The organism is Streptomyces boncukensis (assembly GCF_011045075.1).
GTDB classification, from domain to species: domain Bacteria; phylum Actinomycetota; class Actinomycetes; order Streptomycetales; family Streptomycetaceae; genus Streptomyces; species Streptomyces boncukensis.
Genome location: NZ_JAAKZZ010000103.1, coordinates 1 through 18,067 on the forward strand (window position 1 = coordinate 1; position 18,067 = coordinate 18,067).

The 18,067-nt window shown below is 70.7% G+C and carries 16 protein-coding genes and 3 pseudogenes; 4 read left to right on the forward strand and 15 right to left on the reverse strand.

Annotated elements, in window-relative coordinates; all coding sequences use genetic code 11:
• The 3 genes from G5C65_RS12780 to G5C65_RS12790 all read right to left on the reverse strand — a co-directional run.
• On the reverse strand, positions 1 to 466 hold a 466-nt coding region (locus tag G5C65_RS12780; protein ID WP_338146354.1), incomplete at its 3' end, for an NAD(P)-dependent alcohol dehydrogenase.
• Positions 463 to 936, reverse strand: coding sequence for a cupin domain-containing protein (locus G5C65_RS12785; protein WP_206441719.1), 474 nt, complete (start codon positions 934 to 936; stop codon positions 463 to 465). The genes G5C65_RS12785 and G5C65_RS12780, both read right to left, overlap by 4 nt.
• Positions 937 to 938: 2 nt before the next feature.
• A complete protein-coding gene (locus G5C65_RS12790; RefSeq protein ID WP_165298911.1) occupies positions 939 to 1,892 on the reverse strand; it encodes a helix-turn-helix domain-containing protein in 954 nt (317 codons plus the stop codon).
• Positions 1,893 to 2,760: 868 nt separating this feature from the next.
• Here G5C65_RS12790 and G5C65_RS12800 point away from each other — a divergent pair.
• The gene (locus G5C65_RS12800; protein WP_165298910.1) at positions 2,761 to 2,994 is read left to right on the forward strand and encodes a hypothetical protein; all 234 of its coding nucleotides are present in this window, start codon (positions 2,761 to 2,763) and stop codon (positions 2,992 to 2,994) included.
• On the opposite strand, the pseudogene G5C65_RS12805 reads toward G5C65_RS12800, so the two are convergent.
• A pseudogene (locus G5C65_RS12805) lies at positions 2,969 to 3,214 on the reverse strand (helix-turn-helix domain-containing protein); the annotation flags it as partial. The gene G5C65_RS12800 and the pseudogene G5C65_RS12805 sit on opposite strands and share 26 nt — an antisense overlap.
• Before the next feature lie 215 nt (positions 3,215 to 3,429).
• Between G5C65_RS12805 and G5C65_RS12810 the strand changes: the two are divergent.
• Entirely contained in the window at positions 3,430 to 4,071 is a 642-nt protein-coding gene (locus G5C65_RS12810) for a class I SAM-dependent methyltransferase (RefSeq protein WP_165298912.1), read from the forward strand.
• A 167-nt stretch (positions 4,072 to 4,238) separates the two neighbouring features.
• Here G5C65_RS12810 and G5C65_RS12815 read toward each other — a convergent pair whose 3' ends face one another.
• Positions 4,239 to 5,564 carry an alpha/beta fold hydrolase gene (locus G5C65_RS12815; protein WP_338146356.1) on the reverse strand — a complete coding sequence of 442 codons (1,326 nt, stop codon included), beginning with the start codon at positions 5,562 to 5,564 and terminating at the stop codon, positions 4,239 to 4,241.
• Between the two features lie 395 nt (positions 5,565 to 5,959).
• Here G5C65_RS12815 and G5C65_RS12820 point away from each other — a divergent pair, with 395 nt between their 5' ends.
• Entirely contained in the window at positions 5,960 to 6,523 is a 564-nt protein-coding gene (locus G5C65_RS12820) for a methyltransferase domain-containing protein (protein ID WP_338146357.1), read from the forward strand.
• 34 nt (positions 6,524 to 6,557) lie between these two features.
• On the opposite strand, the pseudogene G5C65_RS12825 reads toward G5C65_RS12820, so the two are convergent.
• The 5 genes and pseudogenes from G5C65_RS12825 to G5C65_RS12845 form a co-directional block, all read right to left on the reverse strand.
• Positions 6,558 to 7,444, reverse strand: a pseudogene (locus G5C65_RS12825) (metal ABC transporter permease).
• Positions 7,441 to 8,289, reverse strand: a complete 849-nt coding sequence (locus G5C65_RS12830) for a metal ABC transporter ATP-binding protein (protein ID WP_338146358.1) — start codon at positions 8,287 to 8,289, stop codon at positions 7,441 to 7,443. The pseudogene G5C65_RS12825 and the gene G5C65_RS12830 overlap by 4 nt, the downstream one beginning before the upstream one ends.
• A complete protein-coding gene (locus G5C65_RS12835; RefSeq protein ID WP_165298913.1) occupies positions 8,286 to 9,230 on the reverse strand; it encodes a metal ABC transporter solute-binding protein, Zn/Mn family in 945 nt (314 codons plus the stop codon). Before G5C65_RS12835 ends, G5C65_RS12830 begins: the two co-directional genes overlap by 4 nt.
• 176 nt (positions 9,231 to 9,406) lie before the next feature.
• On the reverse strand, positions 9,407 to 9,724 hold the full coding sequence (locus G5C65_RS12840; protein WP_165298914.1) for a metalloregulator ArsR/SmtB family transcription factor: 318 nt from the start codon (positions 9,722 to 9,724) through the stop codon (positions 9,407 to 9,409).
• The gene (locus G5C65_RS12845; RefSeq protein WP_338146359.1) at positions 9,721 to 10,230 is read right to left on the reverse strand and encodes a Fur family transcriptional regulator; all 510 of its coding nucleotides are present in this window, start codon (positions 10,228 to 10,230) and stop codon (positions 9,721 to 9,723) included. Before G5C65_RS12845 ends, G5C65_RS12840 begins: the two co-directional genes overlap by 4 nt.
• Before the next feature lie 130 nt (positions 10,231 to 10,360).
• Between G5C65_RS12845 and G5C65_RS39170 the strand changes: the two are divergent.
• A pseudogene (locus G5C65_RS39170) lies at positions 10,361 to 10,483 on the forward strand (NADP-dependent oxidoreductase); the annotation flags it as partial.
• A 249-nt stretch (positions 10,484 to 10,732) separates the two neighbouring features.
• Here G5C65_RS39170 and G5C65_RS12855 read toward each other — a convergent pair.
• The 5 genes from G5C65_RS12855 to G5C65_RS12875 form a co-directional block, all read right to left on the reverse strand.
• Positions 10,733 to 12,238 (reverse strand): helix-turn-helix domain-containing protein, encoded by a 1,506-nt coding sequence (locus G5C65_RS12855; protein WP_165298915.1) that lies wholly within the window; start codon positions 12,236 to 12,238, stop codon positions 10,733 to 10,735.
• 142 nt (positions 12,239 to 12,380) lie between these two features.
• Positions 12,381 to 13,640, reverse strand: coding sequence for a serine hydrolase domain-containing protein (locus G5C65_RS12860; protein WP_165298916.1), 1,260 nt, complete (start codon positions 13,638 to 13,640; stop codon positions 12,381 to 12,383).
• Between the two features lie 89 nt (positions 13,641 to 13,729).
• Positions 13,730 to 14,917 carry a hypothetical protein gene (locus G5C65_RS12865; protein WP_165298917.1) on the reverse strand — a complete coding sequence of 396 codons (1,188 nt, stop codon included), beginning with the start codon at positions 14,915 to 14,917 and terminating at the stop codon, positions 13,730 to 13,732.
• A 27-nt stretch (positions 14,918 to 14,944) separates the two neighbouring features.
• The gene (locus G5C65_RS12870) at positions 14,945 to 17,188 is read right to left on the reverse strand and encodes a DUF6571 family protein (RefSeq protein WP_165298918.1); all 2,244 of its coding nucleotides are present in this window, start codon (positions 17,186 to 17,188) and stop codon (positions 14,945 to 14,947) included.
• A complete protein-coding gene (locus G5C65_RS12875) occupies positions 17,188 to 17,763 on the reverse strand; it encodes a hypothetical protein (RefSeq protein WP_165298919.1) in 576 nt (191 codons plus the stop codon). Before G5C65_RS12875 ends, G5C65_RS12870 begins: the two co-directional genes overlap by 1 nt.
• Positions 17,764 to 18,067 lie beyond the last annotated feature (304 nt).

Consider the following 18,067-nt stretch of genomic DNA (forward strand, 5'->3'; position numbering starts at 1 on the left):
GGCCCACCCCGCCCAGGCACCCGTTGACGAAGACCGCCTGCCCGGGCCGGATCTCCGCCGTGGCCTGGTAGGCGGTCACGCCCACGGTAGGCAGGGCGGCGGCCTGCTCGTACGAAAGGTCCACCGGTTTGAGCACGACCGCCTTCTCCGGGGCCGTCACCATCTCGGCGAATGCCCCCGCCTGCCGGAACCGGGCATGGCCGAGTACCGCGTCGCCGGCCTTCAGGCGGGTGACGCCGGCGCCGACCGCCTCGACGACTCCGGCGAAGTCGTGCCCCATCGCCCGGGGAAAGGAGCGGCCGGTCATCAGCTTCATTTCGCCGTTGCGCATCTTCCAGTCCAGCGCGTTGGAAGCCGCTGCTCGGACGCGGACGAGAACCTCATCCGGACCCGGGCGTGGTGGCTCGAACTCAGCGAGCCGCATCACTTCCGGGCCGCCGTAGCGGTCGTATTGGAGGCGCTTCACGAGGCGTATTCGTTCGAGATCTCGGTGGCGTAGTTCTTCCAGAGCGGTTCCATGGTCTCGGCGTTGACCGGCTGCCCGGAATCGATCATGGCCTTGAAGTCGCGGAAGTACTGCACATACAGGTCCGGCGTGAAGGTGTTCAGCATGACCGCGTTCTCGTCGCCGACGTTGGCGAACGTGTGCGGCGCTCCGGTCGGCACGATGACCCAGGTGCCCGGCCCGGCATCGTATTGATCCTCGCCGACGGTGAACCGGAAAGTTCCCGCCAGCACGTAGAAGCCCTCGTCATGCTGGGCGTGGCGATGCTGCAACGGGCTCGGGGTGCCCGGCGGAATGGTGACCTCGGCGAACCCCAGCCGGTGGTCGGTGTGCTCGCCGTTCTCCAGGATGCGGATCTGCTGCGCCCCGCTGCCGAGGATCTCGCCCTCACCGGGGCGGACGATGTTTACCTTCGCCACGACTTCTCCCATTGCTATTGCCTGCCTTGGTCACCACCACCCTCTTCCGGGCCGGCTGTGCGCGTCTTGGTCGTCTGTGCACGGTTGCTGGTTACCAGTGCGCGGGCGTTGTAGCCGTACGTCGCCTTGAAGAGCTTGCTGAAATGGGTGGGGTCGGGGAATCCCCACCGGGCGGCCACGGCGGTGACCGTACGTCCGCTTCCGGTCAGCTCGGCCCGGCAGCGCTCCAGGCGGCGACGGCGGATCAGGGCCGCGACGGTGAGCGGCTGGTCTTCGAACAGCTTGTGCAGCCGGCGTACGGATATGTTGTGGGCGGCGGCGATGCCGGGCGGGGACAGATCGGGATCCGCCAGCCGGGTCTCGATGTAGCCGACGATCCGGCTCCGCAGCCACTCGTCCGGGGCCGGTTGTTCGTCGCCGAGCCGGGCCTCCAGCGCGACCGCGATCAGCTCGACGACGGCCGCCGCCGACCGCAGCGCCTCCGCCTCGCGGAACTCGGTCGCCGACCGCGCCGACTCCCGGGCCAGCACGGAGACGAGAGCGCCCGGGCCGTGGCTGCCGTCGATACGTACGCCGATGAGCCGGTCGATCTGCGCGGGCCGGATCCGGAGCTCCCGGCGCGGAACCAGGATGGTGACGTGCGCCGCGGCGGTGCTCTCGAACCGGAGCGTACGCGTGGGATCGAGCAGTACCAGGTCGGTCGGCCCGAGTTCGGCGTCGCCGCGCCCTTGCTCGATCCGCGTCCGGCCCCGGGTCATCACCTTGACCGCCAGGTTCTCTCCGTCGGAGGCGTCACGCTCCCGCCCGATGCAGGCGCTCTCGGGCGTATCGAGGGAGACCAGCCGCAGCGGCCCGAGGTCACGAGTGGCGATCCCGCCCCGGAAGCCGGCCCCGGCCAGCTTGTTGACCAGCGGCGGAAACCCGCTGGCGGCCAGCTCGTCCTGGAACGACTCAAGGTTGCCGATCACCAGTCAAGGATAACGGCGGCACTTCTGCGCGGGCACGGTGTTCGACGGGGGGTTACAGCGACGCCGGCCCGCATCTGCTCTACCAGGCTCTGGGGCACGCGGTGGACGGCTCGGTCGGCCGACGACCGACGGGCCGAACGGTGAGCGCAGCACCGATATCGGAATCGGTGGTAATCGCCGCGATGGACTTCGAGATGTGTTCACGCTCGTTGGCGATCAACTGGAGTCCGCTGGTGGACGCGGCTGTGACGGCCAGTCTGCCGACACCCATAACCGCCGGCCGGGTACCGGGTTGCGAAGCCCCGTCGTCTTGAGCACCGACCGGTGACGTCTGGTGAGCACCACCGCGGTCACCGCCGCAAAGAACGCGGCAGCGAGGATCGCGCGTGGTCTTCGTGATCGCATGAATGAGTGTCTCTTTTGCCGGTCAGCTTAGCGTTATGCGCGCACGACGCTGGGAAGCCGGGAATGGGAACGGCATCGACGCTCGGACCGATCGGACCTGCCGATCTGCGGTCGGCGGCATCGTTTCGACGTTCGAGGCCGGTCACTCGGTGTAACCCCGCGCGGTCTGGCGAGGTGGGTGAAATCGGGACTCTGTCCAAACGGTGTGGATGTCGATCAGCGGAGCCGGTCGAATGTTGAGCTCGCGGGATCGCGTTCACCAGCCCGGAACGCAGCGACCAGATCGCCCGCCGCAAAGCCAAGGGCTCCGCGGCGGACGCCCACCCGCCTTCGATCCCGAGCGCTGCACCGGCCGCAACGTCGTCGAGCGCTGTTTCAACCGACTCAAACAATTCCGCGCGATCGCCACCCGCTACGCCAAACGCGTCACCTACTACCGCTCAGAAATCATCATCGCCGCATCGTGTTATGGCTGCGTGCCGGCCTACAGGACACGCCCGACGCGCACTTCAGACTCAACAAGCCGAAGTCCGAGGTTCAGGCAGCAGCCCAGATCATTGAGCAGATTCTGGACCGCGTGCTCCCAGGCTGGCGTACTGCCAACTGGCCGGCGGGTAAGAAGCAGCCGTACTGGCGTGAGCGGGCGGCAGCACATCGGGCCATCACCCAATCAACTTCCGTAGTTGTGCCGGACTGAGCCTCGGGCGGCCCGGCGAGCCCTTCGACGGGACCCCGGCTTCCCCACGCTTGCGCCAGGCCCGGCGCCACCGCTTCACCGACCGCTCACTCACTCGCAACGCGGCGGCGATCTCCTGGTTCTTCTCTCCCCGCCCGAAGCGTTCCGCGGCCTCCAGCCGAATCCGCTCCCGCGTAGCCCTCCCGGCGTCGGTCAGCCCGCCGCCCTGCGCGTATCTCACACAACTGGGCTACCGAAGCCAACCGACCGCCGTCAGGCAAACAGGACCGATATCACCCGATCAAGTTCAGTAGCGAGGTTCTGGAGAACGCGTACCGGCCAGGAGCACGGCCCACCCACATGCTCAATCGCGCCACGGGAAGCGAACTCCAGGCCACTGCAACGCCCCTGCCCAGCCGAGACCAACAGACGAACAGCACGGCTAGGGTCGGCGCCATGGCAACCGCCGACGAAGACCTTGTGGCTGAACAGATCACCTACTACCGGGCCCGCGCGAGCGAGTATGACCGGGTCTATGCCGAGCGCGAGGACCTGCGGGAGCTGCTGACGGTGACAGACGACCTCCCGATCACGGGAGACACACTGGAGTTAGCCTGCGGAACAGGCCAGTGGACCCAGGCACTCGCCACGCGAGCACGCACGGTCACCGCTCTGGATGCCTCACCCGAGGTGCTGGACATCGCACGCACCCGGGCCGCATCCTCCAACGTGCGCTTCTGCCAGGCGGATATCCTCACCTGGCAACCGCCGCGCTGCTACGACACCGCCTTCTTCGCCTTCTGGCTCTCCCACGTCCCGCCCAACCAGTTCACCGCCTTCTGGACCACCGTGGCCACCGCGCTGGCACCGCACGGCAAAGCGGTCTTCATCGACGAAGGCCCCGCCGAAGCCGTGCGCGAGGAAGTCGCCGCGACGGTACGCCAACTCGGCGACGGCAGCCGGTACCGCATCGTCAAGATCTTCCATGACCCCGGAACCCTCACCGCCGATCTCACCGCACTGGGCTGGTCAGCCGACATCCACCTCCGGGGAAACTTCCTCATCGGTATCGCCGAACCACCGGCCACTCCCGCCTGAGAGCATCGGCGAAAGCGACGGGACAGCCCTCGGACGCTGGGAAACGATCGCCCATCACTGGCCGTCCTCGGAGACCTCTGCGCCGAGAAGAGACGGCCTCCAGCCATCTGGCACGCTGAAGCGTCGGCCATGAGAAACGATCTTCATCCAACTCCGCGCGTCGCAGGTCAAACCCGCTCGTGATCATCTGCGTTCATGAGGGCGAGGAGGCGTTCCAGAACGGTCCCGTTGCTGACGCGCAGGCCGTCGTGTTGGTACTCGGCGGTGATCCAGGGCTTCAGGCCCTGGATCACCTGGGCGGTGCTCAGCGACAGGTCACGGTCGAGGTACATGTCGTCGTGGTAGATGGCGGCGACCACCGGAACGGTGTTGCGTCGCAGGCGGTCGACATCGTAGAGGGCCGGCCAGTGCGGGCGTTCGGCTATGAGATGGGCTGCCTGGCGGAACGGCTGCAGCATCGGGTCGGTATCGAACATCCAGGGGTAGATCATCTCCCCGGTGAAGGTGATGGGTGCGTCCGAGTCGAGTGCGGCTGCGGCGTCGAAGGCGGGGAACTCATCCCGGACGCGGTGAGCAGACCAGTCGGTGGCTCCCGGCCCTTGGGCGTAGGTGGCCTCGTGCAGCAGGTAGTACAGCGGTCCGCCGGCGATGTCGGCCAGTTCGCGGTCGGCCTGGGACAAGAAAGCGTCTGATGGTTCGGTGCCGCCGGCGAAGGGGTCTTCGAGGAGGTGGTGCAGCCGACAGCTTCCGTCGGTACCGCCGAGTACGTTTCCCAGGGACTGGAAGGCTTCGACGGTCAGCAGTCTGCCGCTCGGCAGGGTCACCCGGTGGTCGCGCAAGTACCGGACGACGGTTCGGGCCTGGTCCACGTCGTGTGGGAATCGGTCGTAGTGCTCGGCGCTCTTGTCGATGACCTTGGGATACAGGGCGTGGTAGACCTGCTCTGCGGTCGCGCACACGCCGGGCAGCCCTCCGGTGATGAACGCCTCGGCGAGCCCGTGCGGCGCAATGGACAGGTAAGTGGTCGTGCACAGGCCGCCGAAGCTCTGGCCCAGCACGCTCCACGGCCGGTCCCCTGCGAGCGTCCGGCGGATCAATTCGGCATCCCGCACGATCGCGTCCGCGCGGAAGTGCGACAGGTAGCGTGCCTGCGCGCCGGGGTCCCGGATCTGGTCCAGAAGACGGCGGTCGACGGGAGTGGAGCGTCCGGTGCCGCGCTGATCCAGCACGAGTACGCGGTAGTCCTGCAGGGCCCGGTTCAGCCAGCCTTCACCACCGGACAGGCGGGGGGCTGCCGATCCAGGTCCGCCGCCCAGGAACAACAGCCATGGAAGATCACGGTCGGTCTGCTCTGTGGCGCGTATCTCACGCGCGTACACCCGGATCTGATGGCCATCAGGCCGCTCATGGTCGAGGGGAACGGTGAAGGTGTGGTCGACGTGCACCGTGCCGAACCGACGAGATGGAGTCATGACGTCATCCTGGGCCTTCACGTCTCGACAGCGGAACGATTATTGAGGCGACGCGAGCAGAGGATGGCGTCGGTCAGCCACGGAGACTCCGTTTACTCGCAGGTCATCAGTACTCGTGAACATCCCACAGTGCGGGCCGTTCCGGAGTGGGCTCGGGTTCGGCTGACGGGATCCCCGCCGGTCATGGTGATCGGCGGGGAGCTTCGTCGTTTCCGAGGTTTGTTCGAGCTTGTTCGGGGTGGTGGATGGCGGTGCTCGGTGTGGTTGGCCGTGGTGCTGTCCTGTTCTTCCTGGTTTCGCGTATGACGGCTTGCCCCGGGGCTCCGGGGCAGGCCGTCATTTCGTGTTGAATCGCCGCCAGGACCCATCAAGCCCTCGGCGGTGCCGCCACCGGCTCCTATGAACCGCCGCAGACGGTGCTGGCTGTTGAGCCCAGCTCGGTGATGATCGCCCAGCGTCCGGCCGGAGCCGCACCGGCCCTGGAAGCATCCGCGGAGTCGCTCCCTCTCGCTGACGACTCGGCCGATGCGGTGATGGCCCTCCTGACCGTGCACCACTGGAGCGACAGGGAAGCCGGCATCGGCGAACTCCTCACCTTCGACCCCGACATCAACCACAGGTTCTGGCTGCTGGAGGAGTACCTGCCCGAAGCAGCCGCGTTCGACGACACACGAGCCGCCGCGGTCGACCGCCTGGTCACGCTGCTGGGGGGCGGCGCCCGCGTCGAAACCGTCCCCGTTCCGCACGACTGCACCGACGGGTTCCTCGCCGCCTTCTGGCGCCGCCCCGAGGCATACCTCGCCCCGGAAGTGCGGGCCGGTATTTCGCTGTTCGCTCAGACCAGCGACGAAGTCATCCGGCCCGGCCTGGCCCGGCTGTCCGACGACCTGTCCTCCGGCCGGTGGCACCAGCGCCATGCCGACCTGCTCGACCGCGAAGCCCTCGATGTCGGTTACCGGCTTCTCGTAGCCGACCTGTAAAGCCTGGAGGGACGTCTCCACAGGCGTGAAACGATCACCCCCCAGCAACAAGAGCCCCTGTGCCGTTTCGGCCGTGCCGCCGGGTCCGGTAGGTGCCCGCCGCTCGGCAGGCGACGTAGCCGAGGAACGAGATCGTCGTGACGTACGGGCTGATGGGGATGCTGCTCCCGAGGGCGAGCAGGATGCCGCCCTCGATCGAGACCACCGCGAGGATCACGCTGAGCACCGGCAGCAGGACCGGTGACGCGGTGACGCGGGCGGCGGCAGCGGCGGGTGTGACCAGGAGGGAGAGGACCAGCAGGGCGCCGACGACCTGCACCGAGAGGGCGACCGCGAGGCCGAGCACGATCATGAAGGTGACCGACAGGCCGCGCACCGGCAGGCCGCGGGCCTCGGCCACCTCCGGGTCGGCGCTGGCGAAGGCGAGGGGGCGCCAGATGACCGTCAGCACGGCGAGCACGACGGCGGAGGTGCCGAGCAGCCAGGCCGTCCGGGGGTGTCGACGGCGACGATCTGCCCGGTGAGCAGGCCGAATTTGTTGGCCGCCCGGCCGTGGTAGAGGGCCAGGAAGAGGACGCCGAGCCCCAGGCCGAACGGCATGATGATGCCGATCACCGAGTTGCGGTCGCGGGCGCGCGTGCCCAGGACGCCGATCGCCCCGGCGGCGAGGAGCGAGCCGGAGATCGAACCGGCCACGATGTCCGTGTCCAGCAGCAGCGCGGCCGAGGCGCCCGCGAAGGACAGCTCGCTGACGCCGTGTACGGCGAAGGACAGGTCGCGCATGACGACGAACACCCCGGCCAGTCCGCCGACCAGGCCCAGCGCGGCGCCGGCGATGAGGGAGTTGCGGACCAGGGCCAGCAGTTCGCCGTAGTGGTCGAAGACGAAGATCTGCTGCCGGATCCCCTCGGCGAGCGTCATGGGCGGGCTCCGTCGGGTGCGAAGGGTGCGAAGGGTGCGTCGGGTGCGTCGAGTGCGTCGGGTCCGTCGGGTGCGCCGACGACCACCACCCGGTCGCGTACGCGGACCACGTCGACCCGCGTGCCGTACAGCTCGGACAGGGAGGCGGAGGTCAGGACCTCCTCCGGGGTTCCGATCCGGTGGCCGCCCCGCGCCAGGTACAGCACCCGGTCGACCAGTCCGAGCACCGGGTTGATCTCGTGGGTCACGAAGACCACCGCGGTGCCGTGGGAGCGGCGCCGGGCGTCCACGAGTTCGGTGACGGCGCGCTGGTGGTGCAGGTCGAGGGAGAGCAGGGGTTCGTCGCACAGCAGGATCCGCGGGTCGGCTGCCAGGGCCTGCCCGATACGTACGCGCTGGCGTTCGCCGCCGGACAGCCGGCCGAGCGGGACGTCGGCGTACGCCGAGGCCCCGACCGAGGCGAGGATCGCGTCCACCCGGCGGCGGGCGGCGCCGGCGCGCGGCCTCGGGCCGAAGCGGTGCCCGTCGATCCCGAAGCGCACGAGGTCGCGGGCGCGCAGCATCGCCTGCGCCGAGACGGTCGCCTGCTGCGGTACGTACCCGATGTGCCGGGCGGCGCTGCGGGGCGGTCGGCCGAGGACGGTCAGGGTTCCGGCGGACAGCGGCTGCCGGCCCAGCAGCGCCCGTACGAAGCTGGTCTTGCCCGCCCCGTTCGGCCCGAGCACGGCCAGGAACTCCCCGGGCCGTACGTCGAGTCCGACGTCGCGCCACACCGTGCGCCCGCCGTAGGACAGGGCGGCGTCGCGCAGGCTGATCACGGCTGCGGTGGCGGCGGGCCGCGTCACCGGTCCAGTGCCTTCGCGAGCGCGTCGACGTTGGCGGTCATCCAGCCGAGGTAGTGCTCGCCCTTCGGCAGGGTCTCGGTCACCGGGACGACGGGGATACCGGCCGCCTGGGACGCCTTCTTGGCCTGCTCCGTCTGCGGGCCGGAGGTCTGCTCGTTGTACACCAGCGCCTCGACCCGCTTGCCGGTGAACAGCCCCAGGGTCGTGTGCAGGGCCTTCGGGGAGACGTCGTCGCCTTCCTCGACGGCCTCGCTGAACTTCTCGGGGGTCTTGTTGGCCAGGCCGCTCGCCTCGATCATGTAGAGCGGCAGGGGCTCGGTGATGGCCACTGCCGCGCCGCCGTGGTCCCTCTTGATCCGCGCCTCCTTCGCCTTCAGCGTCTTGAGCTTCGCCTTGAAGGCTGCGGCGTTCTTGGTGAAGGCGGCGGCGTGGTCCGGGTCGGCCTTGCCCAGGTCTGCGGCGATCCGGTCGGCGAGCTTGGCGACGGTGGGGAAGTCGTACCAGACGTGCTCGTTGAGCTCACCGCCTGCCGGGGCCTTCTTGCCGGAGACGCTGACCGCGTTGATCACCTCGGGGGAGGAGCTCTTGCTCTTCAGCATCCGGTCGACGAAGTCGTCGAAGCCGCCGCCGTTCTCGATGACGACCTTCGCCTTGGACAGGGCCAGCTGGTTGCGGGTGCTGGCCTCGTAGGAGTGCGGGTCCTGGTCGGGGTCGCTGATGATCGAGGTGACGTGCACACGGCCGGCGCCTATGCGCTGCGCGATGTCGCCGTACACATTCGTCGAGGCGACCACGGAGACCTGGGACGAGGCGGCGGGGGTGGCTGAGCCGCCCTTGTCGCCGCCGGAGTCCGACGAGCTGCCGCAGCCCGCCAGTACCGTCAGCAGGGCCAGGGAAGCGCCGGTGGCCAGCGCCGGGCGCCGGGACGGGAACGGGGGCATGGGTCCTCCACGACAGGTTGAAACGGCAGGGGGGAACGGGATCTTCGCAAGCGGGGCATCCCGGTCCGGATCGGGTTCGCATCACGCTAGATGAAAACGGATGTCAAGAACACGGCCGAAACCTGTTGATATGAAAACCATTGCCAAATATTGGCGCGGCCGCCGGGCGCGGCCCGCTACTCCTGGGCGTGCCGGATGGCGTCCAGGACGATATGGGCGACGTGGTCGTCGGTGAGGACGTACTGGATCTCCCGGGCCTGGCGCCGCGCCGTCACGAGGCGGGAGGTGCGCAGCACGCGCAGATGCTGGGAGACCAGCGGCTGGCTCACCCCCAGTGCGGCGACCAGTTCGTGGACGTACTTCCCGCCCTGCGACAGCTCGCGGACGATGCCGATGCGGACCGGCGAGGCCAGCGCCCTCAGCAGGTCGCTGGCCGCCTGCAGGTCGCGTATCGGCTCGTCCGCCGGGGGCGTCGGGGGAGGTGAGGTCGTCACATGCGCACATTAGCATGTGACAATGATTGTCGACTCGGGGGAGAGTCGGCGGCGGCGGCGCGGGCGGTGCTCGTGTGTGCTGGGTGTGCTGGGTGTGCTGGGTGTGCTGGGTGCGGGGGTGCCTCGTGGCAGTCGGCGCACAGGCCGGTGAGTTCGACGGTGTGCTCCACCGCGGCGAACCCGGTCTCGGCGGCGATCCGCCCGGCCCACTGCTCCACGGCGTCGGCGTCCACGGCGCGGCTGCGGCCGCAGTCGCGGCAGATCAGGTAGTGGCGGTGCCCGTCGGTGGGGCGCTGCCGGTAGAGCCGTCCGCTCGCGCCGTTGCGTACGACGTCCACGCCGCCGGACGCCTCCAGCTCGCGCAGTGTCCGGTAGACGGTCGTCAGGCCGATCGCGTGGCCGTCGGCCACCAGCAGGGCGTGCAGCTCCTGGGCCGACACGAAGTCCTGGCAGCCCGCCAGCACCCGCAGGACCGCTATCCGCTGCCTGGTCATCCGGCCGCCCACGGCGGATCACCTCCTGCCACTCGCCCTGCTGTGCGCCGTCTTGTGGTCCGCCCATGGTAGATGGAAATGAAATTCAAAACGCGGGCCCCGGTCAGGCGCGCATCGCCGTGCGGGCGGCGGGCGTGAACCCCGTTTCTCCGGCGCCGTCGGGAGCGTTCCGGACGCGCTGGCCGAGGCCGTCCGCCCCATCGCGCAGGGGAAGCTCCACATCCCGGTCGAGGAGTCGTACACGCTCGCCGGGGCATCCTCGGCTGAGCCGGCTGCCGGGCCACCGGCGCTGGGGCCCGTCCGGACGGCCGGACGGGCCCCAGCGGTGACGACACCGGTCAGCCACGGCCTCCCCGCGGCTGACCGTCCCCCGTTGCGCCACCTCGCTGCGCGCCGTAAGTGAACGACGGCGACGGTGCTGACGACGGTAGAAGCCGCTGTCCCCGCCGGCCAATGTGCACGGTGCGCAACTCCGGCCGCCGGTTGTGCACGGGGCTCAAGGGGCTCAAGGGGCTCAAACGGAAGCGGACCGGGCCTCGGCGATGCGTACCGCGTGGACGACGTCGTGGATGCCGGCGCCGGTGGTCAGCAGGTCGAGCCCCAGGACGGCCTCGGCGCCGCGCAGATGGGACCGGACCGTATTGCGGCTGATGGCCATGCGGCGGGCTGCCTCCTGGGCGTCGGCGTTGGCGTCGAGCCACGCCTGAAGCGTGCGCCGGTGCCGGTCCTGAAGGGGGTGGAGGACCGTACGGGCCCAGGCGGCTGCGCGTTCGGTGCGCAGCAGCTCGTCCAGCGCGGGGGACGGCGGAGGGCGGTCCGCCGGCTCGGTGCCGGGGTACGCGCTGCTGAGGGCGAGGGCCAGATGGACGTCGGCGCGGCAGCGGACGTCGGCGAGGTCCAGTCCGAGGGCCTGCTCCGCGCGCCGCAGGTGCGCGGTGACGGTGTTGCGGCTGAGGCCGAGCAGGCAGGCGACGGCGGAGCGGGGCATGCCCAGGGCCAGCCGGGTCACATCGGCGCTGGTCTTCGGGGCCGAGTCCAGCGGACGCAGCAGCGCGCGGGCCCACTCCAGCGCCGGCTGCCGCGGAAGGACGCCGTCCAGCCGGGTCCGCCCGTGGAAGAAGGCCACGCGGTCCGGCGCTGTGCGGGCGGCGGCCAGGGCGTGTGCGGCCTGGCCGTAGGCCGCGGCCGTCGCGCCGAGCGGGTGTACGCCGCTGACGCCCAGCGCGTAGCGCGGGTCCTCGCGGACGAGGCGGCGCAGGGCCGCGCCCAGCCCGCGCTCCCGGTCGCCGGGGCCGTCCGCCGTGCCCGCCGTCCCCGTCTCGTCGTCGGCGACGAGGCAGATCAGGTGCTCCCGGAAAACGGGGCACTGCACCATCAGGTCCCGGCCGTGGTAGCCGGAGGGGTCCTGATGGGTGCGGGCGGTGCGGTCGCGCTCGGCCGGCGGGCAGTGCAGCAGGTGGATGCGCAGCCGGCCGGCGTCCAGGAGCGGCGGGACGGCGCCGGTCGTCATCCGGCGGGCCAGCAGCGGGTCCCCCGAGACCAGCGCCTGCAGTACGGCGAACCGCAGTTGGCGTGCCTTGTCCTGGTAGCCGCGCCAGTTCCGGTCGCTGCCTCCGGCGCGGCGCAGGAGGGAGAGCACACCGCCGGTGTGGGAGATCAGCGCGGCCTCCCCCGGGGCCGGCTCAGCGGGGCCGGCCACCACGAGCACCGGGCGCGGCTCGTGCGGTCCGAGGGCCTCGCACCGCACGTGCAGCCCTCCGGCCCGGCTCGCGGCGGCGGCCAACTGCCCGCCGGACAGCCGTGCGAGCAGCGGGGCCAGCGCGCTGAGCACCGTACGGGGGAAGCCCGCCGTGGACGACTCGACCGTGCCCGCGCCGTCCACGACCAGCGCGGCGTGGCAGCCGGTCCGCCGGTGCAGCCAGTCCAGCACGCGTCCCGTGTCCGGCCCGTCCCCGCGGGACGCCTGCCGCCGCACCTCGCGCAGCAGCGCGTCCAGATCCTGTGCCTCCGCATCCCGCACCGTGCTCGCCCCCTTACCCGAGTGCGTCGCGTTCCCGAGTGCGTCGCGGGACCCATTCTGGCGGGTGGCCCGGCCCGGGATCACCGGGGCCGGAGAGCCTGCACGGAGCGTGAACGCCGCTGCAACGCCGCTGCGCCTCCCCTCAGCGGTGGAGGATCCGGAAGATCTCCTCCACCGTGTCGACGATGGCCTGCCCTTCCGCGTCGACGTTGACCGCGATGAACACGGCCCCTCCGCCCTCCCGTACGCCGCCGCAGGTCCACGTGCCCTCGACCGAGCCGCCGTGGCCCCAGTACCAGCCGCCGCCCGCGTCCGCGCCGAGCGGGAAGCGGGCCAGCCCCAGCCCGTACTCGGCGCCCCGGGCGATGTCGCACGGCATGGTCGTACGCATCTGGGCCAGCTGCGCGGGCGGCAGCAGCTTCCCGTCGGGCTGGGCCGAGGAGGGCGCTGAGGAGAGCGCCGAGAAGAACGCGGTCAGGTCCTGAGCGGTGGAGACCAGCCCGCCGGCCGCGCCCATCAGCGAGGTGTTGATGAAGGTGACTTCGCGGTATCCGCCGCTCTCCGTCCGCCGGTACGCCGTCGGGTGCGGGCCGCGCAGCCGCTGCTCGGGCCAGCGGGGCCAGTAGGTGTGCGGCAGCCCGAGCCGGTCGATGATCCGCCGCTCCACCTCGCGCTCGTAGCCGCGGCCCGTGACCCGCTCGATGAGCATCCCGAGGATGACGTAGCCGACGTTGCAGTACGACCAGCGGGCGCCGGGCGGGAAGAGGGGCGGTTGCCGCAGGACGCGGGCGACCACCTCTTCCGGGCGGAAGTAGCCGGGAGTGAGCTCGTCCAGGCCGTCGGGGAGCTCCGGCAGCCCGCTGGTGTGCTGGAGCAGTTGGCGGACGCTGATACGGCGGCCGTCGTTGCCGTGGCCCCGGACCACCCCCGGGAGGTAGCGCTCCACGGGCGCGTCCAGCTGCACGCGCCCGGCGGCGGCGAGCTGGAGCACGACCGTGGCGGTGAACGTCTTGGTGTTGCTCGCCACCCTGAGCCGGGACCGGTGCGGGAACGGGCGCCCCGTGGCCAGATCGCCGGCTCCGGCGTTCACCTCGGTGACCCGGCCCCGGGCGTCTGTGATGACGGCCTGGGCGCCCGGGATGCGCTGCGCGCGGATCAGCGCGGTGAGCGCGCGGCGGACTGCCGCCTTCGGCACCCCCGGCACCCCCGGCGGCGCCGCCGGTGCGGACGGCGCGGTCTGTGCGCTCTGTGCGGCCGATGCGGCCTGTGCGGTGCCGAGTCCGGCGCCGCCCGCGAGCGCGGTCGCGGCCAGCGCGGTGGAGCCGCGGAGGACGTGGCGTCGGGTGGCCGGGCCGGGGGACGGCGCGGCCGCGGGTTCCGGTGTGCTGTGGGTTCGCCTCATATCACAGCACACTGGGCGGAGTTCACCCTGCGCGACAATGGTGCCCGCACCCGGGTCGCCGTGGGGAGAACCCGAAGGAGGAGGGCGGGTCAGCCGGCTGGCGTGACGCGTGCGCAGCCCGCGCGCTTGGCCGCGGCGTCCACGCCGCCCGCGAAGACGCGCTCCGGCGAGGGGTCGGCCGCCTTCCGCATCCCCTCGGACAGCTGCTGGAAGAAGACCGCGTCGCCTCCCGGCGCCCCGCCGCGCTTGCCGCCGCCCTCACCGCCCTCGCCGTCGGCGCAGCTCGCCCGGACGACCGCGAAGCCGTCCCCGAGGGTGCCCTTCCCGCGCCAGCCGCGGGCCGGCGCGGTGCTTCCCGCCATACCGTCGAAGAGCGCGACCAGCCGGGGCTCGGTGACCGCCAGGAACTGTCCGGCGAGCTCCGGCTCCTCGCCCTGCGCGCTCCGCTTCGTCACGGTGCACACCTGCAGGCGGTCGTCCGCGCCGGTCTCGCTCCAGGCGCCGCTGTCGGGGCCGCCGCGCAGGCCGGGGATGGCGCACACGCCCCGGGGGACCGGACTGGTGCGGTCCGCGCCGGTCCGCTTCGCGTCCTCGCCGCCGCGCGGGAACGCGGAGGTGAGTTTCAGCTGGTCGTCGGCGGCGCAGCCGGCCTGGTCCATTCCGCGGTTGGCGGCGGACAGCAGCATCTCGGCGACCTGCCGCTCCGTGCCGATGGCGGGCGGGTTCGCCGTGTCCCCGCCGGTGGAGGAGCCGCGGCTGTGGGCGCGCAGGGTCACCGCAACCGGCCGGCCGTCCACGTCGCAGCGCTTCGGCAGGACGACCATGCCGCGGTCCGCTCCGACCGCGCCGGGCAGGCCGTCGGGCAGCCGTTCGGCCTGGGCGGAGAGGAACTCGCCCAGCCACGCCCTGCGCTCGGCCCCGCCGCGCGGGAGCGTGCCGTAGCGGAGGGCGACGCGCTGGGTGTACGCCACCTGCTCGCCGCCGCCCGCGGAACCGCTCGCCCGCTGGGTGACGGTGCAGGTGCCGCGCGGGCGGTCGGTGGTGGGGGCCGACTGGCGCACCGTACGGCGGTCCGCGTCGCCGCCGAGGACGCGCGGCCCGCTGTCCTGCGTCCAGGCGCCCCAGCAGTAGCTCTCCTGGCCGCTGTCGCCGTCGAAGGGCGGGGTGCCGGTGGCGGCCGCCCAGCCGGTGAGCCCTCCGGCGGCGAGGACGAGGGCGAGCGCGCCGCCGAGCCATGCCCGGCGGCGCCGTGTCCGCCCCTCCGCGCGCTGAACCACCGTGTCCGCCCTCTCCTGTGTCACTCGCTATCCCATGTCCGGACGGAGGTGGATCAGGGCCTCGTACCGCCCCTCGCCGTGCTTGGTCTGTCCGGCGCCGATGAGCGCCTCGACGAACTTGTCCTTGTCCCCCGGCTCATGGCCGTGCTTCTTCGCCCATTCCACCACCATGCCGTCCACCTCGCGCTGCCCGGCGGTGAACTGCTCGGAGTTCTTCTTGGTCGCCTCCAGCGCGGCCTCGGCGACGCGGTCCTTGTTCGCCTCGTACGAGACGAAGTCCACGACCCGGTAGGCGCCGTCGGCCAGGGGGATGTACTTGGTCGGGGTGAAGTCGAGCCCGACGGAGGTCAGGCTGGCGGCGTGGTTGAAGTCGGCGGACCACACGGTCTTCTTGTACTTGTCGTCGAAGATGACGTCGGCGCGGACGCCGTCGTACGCGCCCATCGCGGCCGACGCCTCCTGCACCGTCGTCTCCGTGATCCGCCCGGTGTTGTCCGGCATCCGGGAGAAGGCGTCGAGCGAGTACTGCCGTTCGGCCCGGTACATCTCGCCGAACGCCTTGGGGTCGTCGGCGACGCCGCGCATGATCTCCACGAGGTGCTTCTTCGGGACGGACATGTTCACGCCGACGTCGTCCTTCCAGACGCCGTTCTTGGTGTTGTAGTCGTGGTTGTCCTTGCTGAGGATCTGGTGGGTGTCCGGCGTGTAGTCCTTGAGGATCCTCCCCATGGGCTCCCTGAGGTTCTCCGGCAGGTCCTGCGCGTTCCCGTTCTTCACGAAGGACTCGATGGCCTGGTGGGCCACCCGTGCCTGGTCCGCGCGGTGGCCGCCCAGCGTGGTGTCCTCGCCCGGCGGGTGGCCCGTCGCCGCGGCCTCCAGGGCACGGGCGAAGCCGGCCTGGCTCGTGGGGTCCTTGACCTCCTGCACGGTGTACATGCCGTTCAGGACGCCCTGCGGCCATCTGCGGTCCTCGATCAGATACTTCAGATGGTCGTTGTCCAGGCCCTGGCCGCCCTTGGGGTCGAGGAACGCGGTGGCCGCGTCCGGCTGCTTCCCCATGACGTCCAGCACGGTGTCCAGCGGGTCGTTGTCGACGCCGGGAGAGCCGCCGTTCCACTCGGTCCAGATGTCGCCCTTGGACTTCTCGTTCTTCTCCGCGTCGATGATGTCGCCACCGAGCCGGTAGAGGAAGTGGTCGTCGAACTTCGCGCCGCTGTTCCGCAGCATGCTCGCGAACGGCTGGTAGCCGTACACGGGGTCGGTGTTGCTTCCGTAGTTCTTCATGCCGGCCTTGCGCAGGCCGTTCATCCACCGGTCGTAGAATCTGCCGTCCGCGGTGTTCAGCCACGCCTTGTACTCGGGCGAGCCCGGCGGGACCTTGGCGATGTCGCCCGGCACCTCGGTGGCGGTGCTGACCGTGCGCCCGAAGCTCTTCTCCAGCGCGAGGATCTCCGTTTTCGTCGACCCGTCCCGTTCGTAGCCCAGCTCCTGGAGCCGCTTGCTCAGCTCGACGGACTTGTCGGCGCCCAGGCCGTCCAGGAAGGTCCGGCTGAAGACTCTGTCGTCCTCGTTCCCCTTCAGCAGGGTGCGGAATTCGGCCAGTTCCTTCTTGCTGAGGTCGTCCCCGTCGGCGAGCTTGGTGCCCAGTTCGCCGGCGCGCTGGGCCTCGTACTTCTCCGGGTCGCCCTGCGCCTGCCCGTTGAACCCGCCCTGCACGCCCTTGCCGTCGACGTCCTTGGTGACGCGTTCCAGGGCGACCCGGTAGCCGAAGTCGGCCCGGTCGATCTCCTTGACCTGGTCCTTGAGGGTCTGGGTCCACTTGTCCTCGGCGGCGCTGACGGCCCCCGGGTCCTTCTTGACCGCGCGGATCTGCTCGGGGGTCATATCGGCCCACTTCTCGGCGTTCCAGTCGACGGTGACCCGGCCCGACTGCGGGTCCACCTGGTAGCCGTCCTTCTTCGCGTCCTTGACGAGGTCCTCCAGCGCCTTCTTGAGCTTCTTCAGCTCGCGGTACGCCTCACCGAGCATCTCGGCGACGGCGTGCGCCTCCCGCTTGGCCGCGTGGAACTCCCACGCCGTCACGTTCCCCAGCGCCGCGGCGGCGTCGAACCCGTCGCCGACCCAGTGGCCCTTGCCGAGCACGCCGCGCACCCGGCGGTCGTACGTCGTCTTGAGCTTCCCGAACTTGTCCCCCATCTCCTTCCACTCCTCCGACGCCGTCCGGAGGGTGGTCAGATCGGTGGTCATCACATCGTGGAAGGTGAGCGCCATCAGTTGTCCGGTGCCATCGGGGGCTTCACCGGGGCGTGCGCCTCCGGGTCCCGGATCAGGGACGGGGTGTCGGACGTGGTGCCGCTTCCCGGGGCTCCCGGCGGGATCAGCGACCTGATGCGCGATCCCGTTCCCAGGTCCGACCCCAGATACAGGGTGCTCGCACTGCGCAGCGCCTCCATCTCGCCCTTGAGGCGGGCCAGGAGGTTGTTCACCTGCTTGCCCCACTGCCGGGTCGCGGTGTTGAGGCCGGTTCTGACCTCCCACTTGTCCAGCTCCCCGGGGCCGCCGAAGGGGACCACGTCCACCCGCCCGGCCGGGGCGCTCCCGGTGACGCTCTGCGTGGCGCCGCCCGCGTGCTTGCCGGCCGTGGCCGTGTCCGGCAGGACCTCCTCCTCCAGGCACTTCGCGGCCTTCTTCTTCTCCGCGGGGACGCTGGCCAGATCGGAGTTCCCCGACCCTCCCGTCCCCCAGGGGGCGGGCGGACCGTCACCGGCCTCGTTGAGCTGCATGGCCGGAGGCTGCCGCGGTGCGACGGCCGCCTTGTGCTGAGCCCACTCCTCCTCGAACGACATGTTCCCCCGTTTCCGTGCAACCGCCCCTCGCGGGTCGGCTGTTCGGCACTTGTCGAAAACTCATCCGTGCCATTTGACGCTACTACAGAGGTCTGTCACGGCGAACCGCTCCGCCGCCCGGCTGGTACGCGGCGTACCTGGTACCGGCAGTGCATACGCTGTCGCCCCGGGCCGCCCTACGGTGAGGAACTCGTCCGTCGGATGCCGGACGACAGTGCGACCGTGGGGACGCCTTATGACGTCAGAGAAACCGGAGATACCAGACCGGCCGGAGCACACCGAGGACGGGGACCGGAACGGGGGC

Coding starts and splice junctions, on each gene's coding strand:
- G5C65_RS12785 (WP_206441719.1), bottom strand. CDS start 936: ATGGGAGAAGTCGTGGCGAAGGTAAACATCGTCCGCCCCGGTGAGGGC.
- G5C65_RS12810 (WP_165298912.1), top strand. CDS start 3,430: ATGGCAACCGCCGACGAAGACCTTGTGGCTGAACAGATCACCTACTAC.
- G5C65_RS12835 (WP_165298913.1), bottom strand. CDS start 9,230: ATGCCCCCGTTCCCGTCCCGGCGCCCGGCGCTGGCCACCGGCGCTTCC.
- G5C65_RS12860 (WP_165298916.1), bottom strand. CDS start 13,640: ATGAGGCGAACCCACAGCACACCGGAACCCGCGGCCGCGCCGTCCCCC.
- G5C65_RS12870 (WP_165298918.1), bottom strand. CDS start 17,188: ATGGCGCTCACCTTCCACGATGTGATGACCACCGATCTGACCACCCTC.
- G5C65_RS12875 (WP_165298919.1), bottom strand. CDS start 17,763: ATGTCGTTCGAGGAGGAGTGGGCTCAGCACAAGGCGGCCGTCGCACCG.